10 protein-coding genes and 1 pseudogene are annotated in these 13,108 nt (G+C 53.7%); 4 read left to right on the plus strand and 7 right to left on the minus strand.

Going from position 1 to position 13,108, the window contains the following annotated elements:
- From ACR1XY_RS19785 to ACR1XY_RS19795, 3 genes are all read right to left on the minus strand, one after another.
- Positions 1–1,077 (minus strand): aldehyde dehydrogenase family protein (locus ACR1XY_RS19785; RefSeq protein WP_480595698.1); only part of this gene is annotated, 1,077 nt, incomplete at its 3' end.
- Positions 1,078–1,080: 3 nt separating this feature from the next.
- Complete coding sequence (phnA, locus tag ACR1XY_RS19790) at positions 1,081–2,325, minus strand: phosphonoacetate hydrolase (protein ID WP_480595700.1); 1,245 nt, start codon at positions 2,323–2,325, stop codon at positions 1,081–1,083.
- 20 nt (positions 2,326–2,345) lie between these two features.
- Positions 2,346–3,533, minus strand: a complete 1,188-nt coding sequence (locus ACR1XY_RS19795; protein ID WP_480595702.1) for a 2-aminoethylphosphonate--pyruvate transaminase — start codon at positions 3,531–3,533, stop codon at positions 2,346–2,348.
- Between the two features lie 95 nt (positions 3,534–3,628).
- Between ACR1XY_RS19795 and ACR1XY_RS19800 the strand changes: the two genes are divergently transcribed.
- On the plus strand, positions 3,629–4,537 hold the full coding sequence (locus ACR1XY_RS19800) for a LysR substrate-binding domain-containing protein (RefSeq protein WP_480595704.1): 909 nt from the start codon (positions 3,629–3,631) through the stop codon (positions 4,535–4,537).
- Positions 4,538–4,566: 29 nt separating this feature from the next.
- Here ACR1XY_RS19800 and ACR1XY_RS19805 read toward each other — a convergent pair whose 3' ends face one another.
- The 4 genes and pseudogenes from ACR1XY_RS19805 to ACR1XY_RS19820 all read right to left on the minus strand — a co-directional run.
- Positions 4,567–6,588, minus strand: coding sequence for a putative 2-aminoethylphosphonate ABC transporter permease subunit (locus ACR1XY_RS19805; RefSeq protein WP_480595706.1), 2,022 nt, complete (start codon positions 6,586–6,588; stop codon positions 4,567–4,569).
- The gene (locus ACR1XY_RS19810; RefSeq protein WP_480595708.1) at positions 6,585–7,700 is read right to left on the minus strand and encodes a putative 2-aminoethylphosphonate ABC transporter ATP-binding protein; all 1,116 of its coding nucleotides are present in this window, start codon (positions 7,698–7,700) and stop codon (positions 6,585–6,587) included. Before ACR1XY_RS19810 ends, ACR1XY_RS19805 begins: the two co-directional genes overlap by 4 nt.
- A gap of 132 nt (positions 7,701–7,832) precedes the next feature.
- Positions 7,833–8,852 carry a putative 2-aminoethylphosphonate ABC transporter substrate-binding protein gene (locus tag ACR1XY_RS19815; protein WP_480595710.1) on the minus strand — a complete coding sequence of 340 codons (1,020 nt, stop codon included), beginning with the start codon at positions 8,850–8,852 and terminating at the stop codon, positions 7,833–7,835.
- Positions 8,853–9,683: 831 nt separating this feature from the next.
- A pseudogene (locus tag ACR1XY_RS19820) lies at positions 9,684–9,978 on the minus strand (transposase); the annotation flags it as partial.
- A 200-nt stretch (positions 9,979–10,178) separates the two neighbouring features.
- Between ACR1XY_RS19820 and ACR1XY_RS19825 the strand changes: the two are divergent.
- From ACR1XY_RS19825 to ACR1XY_RS19835, 3 genes are all read left to right on the plus strand, one after another.
- Positions 10,179–10,946 carry a hypothetical protein gene (locus ACR1XY_RS19825; RefSeq protein WP_480595712.1) on the plus strand — a complete coding sequence of 256 codons (768 nt, stop codon included), beginning with the start codon at positions 10,179–10,181 and terminating at the stop codon, positions 10,944–10,946.
- Positions 10,943–12,046: a hypothetical protein gene (locus ACR1XY_RS19830; RefSeq protein WP_480595714.1), complete on the plus strand. Its 1,104-nt coding sequence runs from the start codon at positions 10,943–10,945 to the stop codon at positions 12,044–12,046. The genes ACR1XY_RS19825 and ACR1XY_RS19830 overlap by 4 nt, the downstream gene beginning before the upstream one ends.
- Positions 12,047–12,188: 142 nt before the next feature.
- Positions 12,189–13,085 carry a S1 family peptidase gene (locus ACR1XY_RS19835; RefSeq protein WP_480595717.1) on the plus strand — a complete coding sequence of 299 codons (897 nt, stop codon included), beginning with the start codon at positions 12,189–12,191 and terminating at the stop codon, positions 13,083–13,085.
- The last annotated feature ends 23 nt before the right edge of the window (positions 13,086–13,108 follow it).

Here is a 13,108-nt window from a genome sequence, read left to right on the forward strand (position 1 = left end):
ATAGAGGATTTCCGCGCCTTCTTCCTCGGCCATGTAGACGCGTTTCTCGAACAGCTCTGCCGCCTTGTCGTGGATCACACAGCCCAGTTCGGTTTCAGGGTCCTGCGGGTCGCCGAACTTGATCTTCTTGGCCTTCTCCAGCACCAGCGGCACGAACTTGTCCGCCACGCTTTCCTGCACCAAAATGCGCTTTACCGCGGTGCAACGCTGGCCGGAATTGCCGGTGGCACCTGCAACTGCAATCGTGGCGGCTTTGTCCAGATCAGCGTCGCTGAGGTCGTTGAGGACGATCAGAGGATCATTTCCACCAAGTTCCAGCGCCTGGCGTTTGTAGACGCCTTTTTCGGCAATCATCTTGCCCACAGGCACGCCGCCGGTGAAAGTGATGATGTCGATATTTTCGTTAGTGATCATCTCATCCCCGATGTCAGCGGGCCAGCCGGTGACAACCTGGAACATCTCGGGCGGTAAACCCGCCTCATACAGAATATCCGCCAGCGTCAGACAGGTCAGCGGGGTCAGTTCCGTCGGCTTGCAGACCATGCAATTGTTGGTAGCAATCGACGGCGCGATCTTGTGGCTGACCATGTTCAGGGGATGGTTGAATGGCGTGATCGCACTGATCGCCTTCACCGGCTCGCGCGTGGTGAAGATTTTGCGGGCCTTGCCATTATGGGTCAGGTCGCACGAAAAAATCTCACCATCATCTTTCAGCGCCTCCGCTGCCGCGAATTGATACACATCCTGCGCCCGCTTGGTTTCGTAGATCGCATGCTGGTGGCAGATGCCCAGTTCAAGCGTCAGCCATTTGGCCAGATATTCACGCTTTTCGCCGATCAGTTCCCCCGCGCGCTGCAGGATCTGGCTGCGTTCATACCGGGTGAGTTTCGGCTTGTAGTTTGCCGCAATCTCGAAGGCCTTGCGCGCGTGCTTGGCGGTGCCGGCCGGAACATGGCCCACCACCTCGTTGGTGTAGGGGTAGAGTACCGGAACCGTTTCGTCGGTAAAGACAATCTCACCGCCGATCCGCATCCCTTCGTTTCGTGTTTCGATGTTCGACATGGTCTGATCTTTCATGACTTACTGTGCCGCCGCTGTGGTTGCGTAGAAAAAGGCGTCGAAGTTGCGCAAAACCGGTTGGTTCGGAAGGTCGATGACGCGGTTCACGATGAACGGAACCTCTTGTTCGGTCAAACCGCCATGGCTGCGAAGTGGTTCCTTCAGGGCCGCCAGATCATGACGGTGCTCGGACGTGCCAATGCAGATGTTCTCGCCCGAAACCATCACGATGTCGCCAATCCGGTCGCCCGGCAGCTCGAACTGCTCGATGGCTTCGGCCTTGGTCAGCACGTGGGTTATACCCTCGGTCGACCTGAGTTTGGCAATGATGTCATCCTGATCTGCGCCTTCGGGAAGATAGGCGGTCGCGAAAGATCCCAAAGCGCCGTGATGCACGACGTAAGGATCGGTAATGGGCAGGATGACCCGCGCGGCGTCCTTGCCCAGCCATTCGTCCATCAGATCCTGTGCATAGACAACGGCGGGTGATCCGTCAGGCAAGTGTTTTGGCTTCATGCCGTGATCGGCGGTCACCACGATAGCTGCACCCAGCGCGTCCAGTTCGCCCAGATAGCGATCGAACATCGCGTAGAAATCCAGCGCGCCTTGCTGTTCGGGCGCGAATTTGTGCTGAATATAGTCGGTAGTCGACAAATACATCACGTCGGGCTTGAACTCTTTCAACAGCTTGACGCCCGCAGCAAAGACAAACTCAGACAGTTCGGCCGAATAGACCTCGGGCACGCACATGCCCAGCCATTTGCTTGCATTGTCAATACCGTGCTCGGCCATCGTCGTCTCGCCCGAGCGTTCCGAAGAAAAGGCGACGGCCCGACCTTCGTCGAATTTCAACCCCGCACCAAGCAAGGCGCGGAGTTTGTCCTTGGCGGTGACCATGGCAATGCGGAACCCTGCATCGTAGAATTGCGAGAAAATGGTCGGCGCGCGCAGAAAACGCACGTCATTCATCATCACCTCTTCTCCGCTGTCTGGGTCAATCAAGTAGTTGCCGCAAATACCATGCACGATGGGAGGGCGCCCGGTCGCGATTGACAGATTATTCGGATTGGTAAAGGACGGGATCACGGAATGAGCCAGCCGGTCCGTGCCTTCTTCTCTCATTCTCTTGAGATTGGGCATCAGCCCCTTGGCTATTGCGACTTCCAGATATTCTGGTTCGCACCCATCCAGGCAGATTGCGATTGCGGGCACTTTCGGCGTCGGATAGACGCGCTCGTTGGCTACGACAGGGGTTTGGATAGTCATCTCGATACGTTCCTTGATAGTTATGCGGCCAGTTTGGCGCGTTCTTCCAATGCCCGGAGGGGCGGTGCGGCGTTTTTCACACCCATCTCCTCCAATGATTCTTTTGCAGCTGTCACAACTTTGCGCATGACCTCTTCATTCATTTGGCCAATACATCCGACTCGGAAGCTATCAACGACCGTCAGTTTTCCCGGATAAATGATGAAACCCTTTGATTTCATCAGGTTATAAAATTGATCGAACACGAAGTTTTCGTCCGCCGGACAGAAAAAAGTGACGATGATTGGGCTGAGCCAGCGACTGTCGAGCAAGGTCTCAAAGCCCAACTTGCGCATTCCCGCGACCATGACATCACGGTTGCGGGTATATCGCTCGCCGCGGCCAGGAACGCCCCCTTCGGCGGTATGCGCCCTAAGTGCCTCGATGAACGCCGCAACTACATGGGTGGGAGGGGTGAACCGCCACTGACCGGTCTTGTTCATATGTGCCCATTGCGCATGCACGTCCAGGCTCAACGAATGGCTGTTGCCCTCAGCGGCCTCAAGCTCGGATTTTCGGGCAACTATGAAACCAAATCCGGGCACGCCTTCGATACATTTGTTGGCCGAGGACACCATTGCCTCATACCTGATCTCGCTTGGTTTCAACTCGATCGCACCGAAAGCAGACATCGAATCAACCAGAAGCTTGCGCCCGGCGGAATAGGTGGCCTCGGAAATCTCTTCGACGGGGTTCAGAATGCCCGAACTGGTTTCACAGTGTATCGCAACCACGTGCGTGATATCGGAATCCTTGGCAAGAATGCGGGCAACTTCGTCGCCGCGGGGCGGCAGATAATCGCCCTTGTCCAAAACCACATGTGCGCGGTTCAGATACTCCAGGGTCTTCGCGGAGCGTTGACCGTAGGCACCATTTGCTAGTACCAGCGCCTTACCATCGCGCGGAATGAATGATGCAAGCATCGCTTCGACTGAAAACGAACCACTGCCCTGCATTGGGACGCAGTCGAAGTCATCAGCGCCCTTGCCAAGCAACGCCAGCAGACTGGACCGGACCTCGCGCGTCATGGCGCGAAAGTCATCATCCCAACTGCCCCAATCCTTTAACATAGCTGCCTTCACGGCATAGGACGTCGTCAATGGGCCGGGCGTCAGAAGGTAAGCTTCACCGAGGCGCGGTTGTTCGATTTTGGGGTTGGAAGGCGTCATAACCAGGCTCCAGAAAGGTATTTTCAAGAACACAATTGCAGCAAAGGTTTCTATATGTGAAATTGCAAATATCAATCTTATTATAAGCACAGCCTATGAGCTGGCATTGGAGGACCGCTGTGCGACACAGCCAGCTCAAAGCCTTTCATTTTGTAGCCAAGCATGGTGGGTTTTCGCGTGCGGCAGAGGCTCTTTTTCTGACGCAGCCGGCAATTTCGGAGCAGGTGCGCAAGTTGGAACAGGACCACGATCTGTTGTTGTTCCAGCGCGAACGCAAACGTGTAACCCTAACCCCCGACGGTGAGCAGCTTTTTCGATTTACGAAGCAATACTTTGAGATCGAAAGTCAGATCGAAGATTACCTTTCTGAGACCAAGGCTTTGATCGATGGAGAGTTACGAATCATCGCCGACTCAGCGCACCACCTGACCGCGTTTCTGGGTCCCTTTCAGAAGAAAAATCCGAATGTCACGATCAGCGTGCGCTCGGGGAATAGTGAGGAGATTCTGGAAGAACTAAGGGCTTACAACGCGGAAATTGGCGTAGTGGGCAGCCTGTCTCCAGGCAAGGATTTGGATGTCTTGAGCCTTGGTTCCACCGAGATCGTGGCCTTTGCCGCACAGGGTGTTCTTTTGGCGTCGAAACCCACCCTGTCCCTGGAAGAGCTGTCAATTCTGCCGCTTATTTTCCGTGAAACAGGTTCGAAAACGCGCCAGAAACTGGAAGACGAGGCCAAAAAACACGGGATTACGTTGAAACCGGCGATTGTGGCAGAAGGACGTGAGGCGATACGGGAACTTGTGGCCTCGGGCGCAGGTATAGGCTTCGTCTCGCAGGCGGAGTACGGTCATGATGACCGCCTCCGACAGATCAAGCTTAAAGGCATCAACCTGCAGATGGGTGAGAGCATCATATCGCTGTCGCAGAGGCGAGAAGTGAAGATCATCCGCGCCTTCACAGAGTTTGCGCAGCGTACCTTGGAAGAAAACCCCGCCAACGCCTGATTGGCGGGGCAGGGTACCAAGAATGGCAGCTAGCGACTGCGCCAGGCCTGGGTGCGTTTCAGAATTCCCTTGGACGCTGTCAGGTGAATGATCCGGGCGAGAGCATTTGTATAAAAGATCATCATCCCCATCGCCGCAGCCGGTGCGATGTCCCCGGCATCATCCATGTTCAACACCGCGATGGACGCAAGCGTGGTCTTGGGCGAGTAGAGGAACACCACCGCCGATACGGTCGTCATTGCGTTCACGAACAGATAAATGGATATGTCCAGAACCGCAGGCAGACATACAGGCACCGTAACCCGCGCAAAAAGTTTCATCGTCGGCTGTTTTAGCGAGGCCGAGACGGACTCAAATTCGCGGTCCATTTGTTTGAGTGCGGTCACCGCCGTCAGGTGCGAAACTGTGTAAAAGTGCGTCACCGTACAGATCACCAATATCGCCATAGTGCCGTAGATGCCGTTCAGCGGGTTCGAGGGGTTGTTGAAGAAGAAGATGTAGGACAGCCCCAGCACCATTCCCGGAATTGCCATTGGCAGCATCGCGAACATCTGAAAGACCGACCTGCCAGTGCGGAACCCTTTCGATTTTTCCACGAGGTAAGCGCCGAAGAACACAACAGTGGTTCCGATCATTGCGGTCAGCAGGGCTAACCGGATTGAATTGAAATATGATCCCCATCCGCCGCCATCCATCTTGTCGAACTGATAGTTTCGCAGGCTAAGGCTTAAATCGTAGGGCCAGAATTTGATCAGCGCCGCGAACTGGCACACGGCCAGAAGGCCGACGATGAATACCCCAATAAGGCTGCAATAGACAAGGAATAGGCGGTCAGCTTTCGGGTTAGGGGTTGCTTGATACGGCACTGACCGCGCCGACAACAGTGCCACTTGTTTGGACTGGACCATGCGGTCGATGGCAAAGGCGAGGATTGCCGGGATCACCAGAACCACGGATACAACAGCGCCCATCTCAAAGTTTTGCTGGCCGATTACCTGTTTGTAGATATCCACCGCAAGCACGTTGAACTGCCCGCCGATGACTTTGGGCAGGCCAAAATCGGTAATTACCAGATTGAACACCACGAAGGCGGCTGAAATCAGGCCATAGCGGGCACCCGGAACCGTGACCGTCCAGAACGTCCGCCATGGTGTTGACCGCAGACTCGCCGCAGCCTCATAAAGCCGTGCATCCGAGATTGCCAGCGCTGTTGAAATAATCAGGAAGGCGTGTGGGAAGGTGAAAAAGACTGATCCGATCACGATGCCGATCGGGCCGTATATACTTGCGCCAAACAGCAATTCCTTGATCATGCCCTGATTGCCGAACAGGTATACCAACGCAATACCTGGTAACAGTGAAGGGACCAAAATCGGCGCCATCGCGATCAGGCGAAAGACGCCCTTGAACCGCATACAACTGCGATTGAGCGCATAGGCGAACCAAAAGGCCAGCGTCACCGTCACAATAGTGCTGACAATGGAAATCCAAAGCGAGTTTTTGATTGAATTGAAAAGCGCAGGTGTCGAGAAGTAGTTTACAAAGTTATCCAGACCCCGCGATTGAACTGGCCGCAACTGAACCCGGCGGAAGGTGTTGGAATCAAGCTCGACCCAGTCAGTGCCGTCATGTAACTTTGATCCGACCAGAAAGCGTCCGGTGTCGCTTGCATTACGGATCTGGTACATGACCGGGCTGCGGAAGCTGAAATCCGGAAACAGACCCGTCACCGGCAAACGCCCGTCCGAACCAGTCACAAGATCGGTGTCTGCAAACGTCTCGGTCTGACGGTTCAGAGCATCTCCAGACAGGATCGTCGCGTCATAAACGCCCGCTTCATCGCTGACCTGGAATTCGTATTGCGACAATTCCACCCGATAGGTGGAAAATGACTTGGACAGCATTGTGTAAAGCGGCAACGCCAGGGTCACGATCAGATAAAGAACGATGACCATCATGCTGCCGCGCATGAGGATGTCGTCGCGGCTGAGCTTGGGCTTGATGTTGGCGCCAGGTGGCATGGTATCGCTGTTGGTAGAGATCGTGCTCATGCCTCGGTCTCCGGAACATCAAAGGCCATCAGGCGATTTTCAGGAAGCTCAATCACCATGCTGCGTCCCTCTTCCAGTTCAAGACGACGCACAGCATTGATCGAGAAATCGGCAATCAGTTCCGATGATCCGAACCGCTCGTTGCTTAGACGGCAGCGCCAGAATGAGCCCAGAAACTCCATCTCATCAAGTGTGACTTCGATGCAGTTTCGGTTGCCACCTGTATCCAGATACCCAGCTTCATGGGGTATCACATCTTCTGGCCTGATTGCCGCCACAACCGGTGTTCCGTCATTAAATTGATGGCCTAAGCAGGCAAAAGTTTTTTCGCCCACGCTCAGCCGCCCGCCCTTTGTTACTTGAGACTGAACCTGGTTCATTTCACCAATAAAATCAGCCACAAACAGGTTGGACGGTTCCCTGTAGATTTCTGTGGGAGGACCTACCTGCTCAATAACCCCGTGATTCATGACCACGATGCGATCAGCCATGGCCAGCGCCTCTTCCTGATCATGGGTCACCATCACGGTGGTCACGCCCAGCTTGCGCTGCAATTCCTTGATTTCGTGCCGCAAATGGACGCGCACCTTGGCATCCAGCGCCGACAGGGGTTCGTCCAGCAGCAACAAGCCGGGCTTGGACGCGATCGCGCGCGCAAGTGCAATCCTTTGCTGTTGCCCGCCCGACAGCTGCGCCGGGTATTTCTTTCCCTGATCGGGAAGTCCGACCAGATGCAGCAATTCGTTTACTCGGACCACAATTTCAGACTTGCTGCGACCCGAGTTTTCCAGACCAAAGGCGATGTTCTTTTCAATTGTGAGGTTGGGAAACAGCGCATAGGACTGAAACACAATCCCGAAATCACGTTCGGACGGGGGCAGGTTGGACACGTCCTTGCCATCCTGCATGACCGTGCCTTTGGTTTGCAGGTCCAAGCCTGCAATGGCCCGCAGCAGAGTAGTTTTTCCGCAACCCGACGGACCCAGAAAGCAGACAAACTCACCTTCGTTGATTTCCAGCGATATGTCCTTGAGTGCGAGAAAGCTGCCGAAGGCTTTCCACAAATTTTGGATACTGAGATACAGTTCACCGGGTGGCGTTTTCTGAAGCACGGGAGAGGCCCTCATATCTGCACCTCGGGCACGGCCTTACCTGGCCGGTCTGAACCGGGTGAGTAGGTTGTATTTGGGGGAACAAGACTGTGGTGCGCAGGAGGAGTGCAAACGCCCCTCCTGCCAATAGGATTACTTCGCTTCCGACTTTCCGTCATAGCGAGACTGCCATTCCTTCAGGATTGCCGCGCGATTGTTGGCGGCAAACTCAAAATCATTGTCAATCATTGCATCCAGAAGGCCCTCTGGGAAGTGTTCGACCGGTTTTGCGACGCCGGGATAGGCCACAACCGCATAACCGCTGTTGTACATCTCGTTGGCTTCTTTGGTGACCGAGAAATCAACCAGTTTCTGAGCGGCTTCCAGATTTGCCGTACCGGCAACAATTGCGGTTGCCTCCATGTCCCAGCCTACGCCTTCAGACGGAACAATGATTTCAAGCGGGGCGCCGTCCGCCTTTGATTTAGCACCGCGGAAGGCAAACGAGATACCGATCGGGATTTCGCCAGCAGCCGCCAGTTTGCAGGGCTTCGAACCCGAATGGGTATATCGCGCGATGTTTTCGTGCAGCGCATCCATGTATTCCCAGCCGCCGTCTTCACCAAACATCTGCAGCCAGCTCGAAACATCAAGGAAACCAGTGCCTGATGAATTTGGATTCGGCATGATGACCTGATCCTTGTACATTGGATCGGTGAGATCCTTCCAAGATGTCGGAGGTGTCAGCCCGGCCTTTTCAGCCTCGACCGTGTTGTAGCAGACGGATGCAACCCAGGCATCCATGCCTACCCAAGCCGGCGGGTTGTCATTGTCAACAAATTTTGGATCCAGGCTATCGACCCCGACCGGAGCGTAGGGCTCCAGCATGCCTTCAGATTTCAGTAACAGCAGTGACGTGGCCGCTAGCCCCCAGACAACGTCCGCTTGCGGGTTATCCCGCTCAGCCAGCAGCTTTGCGGTGATGATGCCGGTCGAGTCACGAACCCAGTTGATCTTGATATCAGGATTGCTTTCGTTGAATGTCTCAGCATACCGGGCCAGATCTTCTGCCTCAACGGCAGTGTAAACTGTCAATTCCGTTTCTGATGCCGCTACTGTCGCGGTCAGTGTGCCGATGGCCAGAGCGGTAAGAAGTGATGTTGTGTGTTTCATTGTTGTCCTCTGTCGGAAATTTTTAAAGGGTTCGCCATTCTCATGCGGCGTTGTCATTCAGATTAGTGCCGACAGTTTGACAGATATTATCTTCAAGAAAAATCGATTATACCTTCAACGTCATAAGCCAGCCCTATGGATAAAGCTTCTGCTCAACGCTAAGTGTTGCGATCAGTTTTGGGTTCGCAGCAGGGTTCTAGACGTTTGAAATATGGGTCTTGCTTGATTTGGCATCACCCGTTCTTATCTCCTCCGGCACGCACAATTGTCTGCGCAAAGGTCGGATCGGCATTTCATATGCGTTGATTTAGCATCTTACGGGTCAAGTGAAGGAACATTGGCGTGTTTTCGTGTGTAACATGCTCGATCCAACCTGCCGTGAGCATGGCCGAACACACGTGGAATGTACCCCACTTGTTGCAAAGCGCGCGCCAGTTTCGGGGTATCGTGCCGCTGTGGGGTGCCATTTTGAACCAACAGAAAATCAAAAGAAAATTGTTCGCAAAACAACGAAACTTTCCCTGAGCGCGGACACCGTACCCAATGGCGCGATTGTCCATACGTAACGTACAAAACCATAGGCCAAGCAACAAGAAGCACCATTTTCAACGATGGGCTGAAACTATACGATCTATGTCCTACTCGCTTACGGTGTGATTGGCGCCGAGAATTCTCAGCGCGTTGTCAGGCTCATAGAAAAATCAGAAATTGGTTCTGACGGTTCTCGTTCTTTTGAGTGCCAGTATTAGCTGCCATTGCGATAACGTCTTAGGGTCGGGACTCATAACCAGTAAATGACGAGTGCCGCCAGCGCGAATGCGGACAGGAAAACCTTTGGGCTTTGAGATATGCTGCTTCGATCATGACCGTCTTCTCTTCACCACGACCAGCGGTCCAGCATCTCGGCGAAAATGCCTTTGCCTCTCTACCGTTTCCAACGATTGCAGAGCGTCTTGCGCGGATCGTATTCCATGGGCGCATCGCGCCATTGTAAGCCACGGCGATTGATGAAGATAATCCCACTCAGGACACGCCGGTCATCCGCCCGAGGTTTGCCACGGGACTTTGGAAAGAAGGGGGCCAGACGAACCATTTGCTCGTCACTCAACCAGAAAAGGTCAGACATATTCACCGCTTGTTTTGGGCACGGTGAATCACGCAGTACGCTAGAAATCAAAGGGTGCTGAGCCTAAAGGGCTGCTCGACTGGTTCCGCTGAGACTGTTTGAAATTTGTCTGGCAGCACCTTTGGGTCAACAATTTACACTTATAGCGATTTGGGGCGATTTCGAGTATACTAAGCTATTGGTATACGGAGATTCATGTTTTGACATATACCAAGTTTATATCGTTTTGTTCTAGTCTTGCACCAATTCTATTTGTTGCGTCATTGTCGGGTGCTCAGAACGCTGCAGGCCCTTGCAGCGATCTTAGACCTGTATCCAACGCGCTCGGTTATAAAGTTCGAGAAGCCAATACGCGCTGTGAAGGACTATATGAATCTACCGTACGTGCTATCGGCCTCGAACTCGTAGGAGTGATGTTAAATCGGTCCTTTGATTTTTCAACCGATACAGTACAGATCGTTGGACCGGAAACGGCGAGCTTACCGCCACACATGAATAGGCAGATAAGGGTTCGCGCCGTCGCTCTTCCACTCAAGACCTATTACCAGATGGATGGGGTCCTTGATGGCAGCTCGCGATTGCACTGGCCAATCGGGGACGTTGTAAAAGCAGCGGGTTTGAAACCGCGAAACCTAGGTCTTTACGGATGGATCGAAACTGGGGGAGAAAAAACTTTCGTTCCTGTTCAGATCGTTGCCAGCGACTCGCATAACACGACGTCCGACGTGATCACGCTCATGTTTCGTGTGTCAATGAATGCAGAGGAAATCTACTGGCGTAGGAACGAAGGTGGCGTTGAGACAGAGTGGCTAAGCGTCATCGATAGTCCCGTCAGTTCTGGCAAAACTGTCTTTGTTAGCCTGCCCAACGGGCCACCGTCCGAAATTCGTATAGATGTCGCGGCAAAGAGAGAAAACAGCGACAAATGGGCAAGAATTCAGTTCAACGTTCTACGGGTCAACCAATGAAAGCCTCGGAACGACGCCGGATCGTCCAACAACGGGAAGCCGAGTTAAGCGCAGCTACAGCCGCTGTTTTGTCAAACCCAGATGCGAATATAGCGGCCGAGTTGAGACGAATACGCGAATATGATCGATTGTTGGCTTCTGACACAGAAGGACCCGGGCGCGAGCGTTTATTAGCCGTCGTGATTGGCATTCTTTGCGTTACTATCGTCGGTCTTGGGCAAGTTATTCGAATGCCTGTTAGTAGTCTCAAACTGTTTGTGGAAAGTGAAAGTACCAAATTCGAGGTCTCAAGTGACTGGTCATGGAACGCCTCGATCGGTGAAATCGACCGTCTGCGCTTGGTTGGGTTCGAAAGCGTCGAGCTTCCGACCGCAATTTCTGCAGGGGATTTGGAAGAGCAGCCAGATAGCATTGGACTGAAAGGTGGGCAGCTAACGTTTGAGGCGCTCATGGTTGGTGAGGGCGGTCGCGTTACAATAGACACTGACACTGTCTCAACCGATCTATTCGCAGAGGCTGCTGCTGTGAGCGGGCAACTGACTATGAACAGCGCGACAAGTGTGGACGTTGGTTCAAGCTATGTTGCGGCAAACCCTCAGTTGGACGGGCCAGCTTCCAGCATTCCTGACATCCCTGAAATTGTTACGTTTGCCGCTGAACCAAGTTTGGCTGTGCCTGTTCACATTCGCATTGAGGGTGGAAGTAGAAGCGGAATTGATAACGTTCAAATTTCGGAACTGTCTTTTGCGCGGAAAATTTCGTCTAGCCCCGGTAATTTCGAGTTTGAGTCCACAATAGTCTCTGGTCATCTATCGTTTCCACAAGCGCGAAAAGAAGTCGTCCTCCACCGCGGTGATCACATTGAAATACGCGAGGCCACCGAAGCACGACTGGTCAGCATCTCGTTGGACGAGCGATTGATGATCACCTTCGAGGGCAAGGCAAAAGTCATCAAGATGGTTCAGGCTGGAGAGCCCATCGACCTCCGGCCGACCGTATTGGAGTATATCTTTTACAATAACAGAATGACGTTTTTGTGGAGTGCCCTTGGGATCGTTTGGGGCTTTGCCTGGAGTATTCGCAGAACCGTATTCGGATGAGGAGGGGAAGACGATGCTAAGACCTGTTCTGTCATTGTTGGTCAGTGCTTTTTGCGCGTTTGTTTTTGTCTTTGGGGACAACGAAGCGAAAGCGCAGCAATTCTCTGGTGAATCTTTCGCCCGTGACTTCAGAAGTCTCGTGGTGAAAGTCAAAACCACATGGGAGTCCGGTCTGCAACAAGACGGGTTTGGCTTTGTCGTAGGTCACAATTCAACAGGCGCGTACATCGTCACGGCTAACCACGTTGTTCGAGGTAGGGGACCAGGCGAAGTCGCGAAATCGGTCGAGGTCACTTGGTTTCACCGTCGGGGTGAGCAATTCCCCGCAACGCTGATCGGGACGGCTGACGCAAAGCGCGACATTGCGGTGCTGCGGACGGAACTACCAGTAGGTGTGACCATCTCGCCAGACTTACTGATCAGCCCGGCCGCGCCGATTCAGCGAGGAACAAAGGTCTGGTTCATTGGCAGGGCAGGAGAATGGTACGTTCCGTTCCAGTCAGGGATTGTAAACAGTGTCGATCTGGACGATCAAATCCTGATCGATGGACTGAATGTTCAGGTAGGCACATCTGGTGCACCGCTCACGACGGCTGAGGGTGTGGCAGGGATCATAATTGAGGACGCCGGTGGTGTTACTAGGGCAACGTCAATCGGGTTCATCGCCCGCGCATTTCAGGCCTGGGCCCATCCCTGGGATATCAAAACAATCACCCCCACCGATGATCCCCCAACGACGCCAGAGCCTGAACCTGCGCCCGCACCTGCAGGCGCACGCTCGGAGTGGTTTGTTTTTCTCGGCTCGTTCCCTCACAGCGGTCTGAGCGATGCGCGACAGCTCAAAAACCGGGCAGAGCAGTTTTTCCCCGGTGAGGCTATCATCATTGATACGGATTTGTACTCGAACCTGACCAACGGTCTGTATTCGGTCGTAATCGGCGCAGGCAGCCGTAGTGAAGCTCAAGAGATTAGAAAGCAAGCTCAACGTCTGGTGAGTGATGCGTATTTTAAGCAGGCTGGAGCCTATAGCGGTCCGTAATGCTGGGACCGAAAGTGTTCGCC

Source organism: Ruegeria sp. AD11(2025) (genome assembly GCF_056542405.1).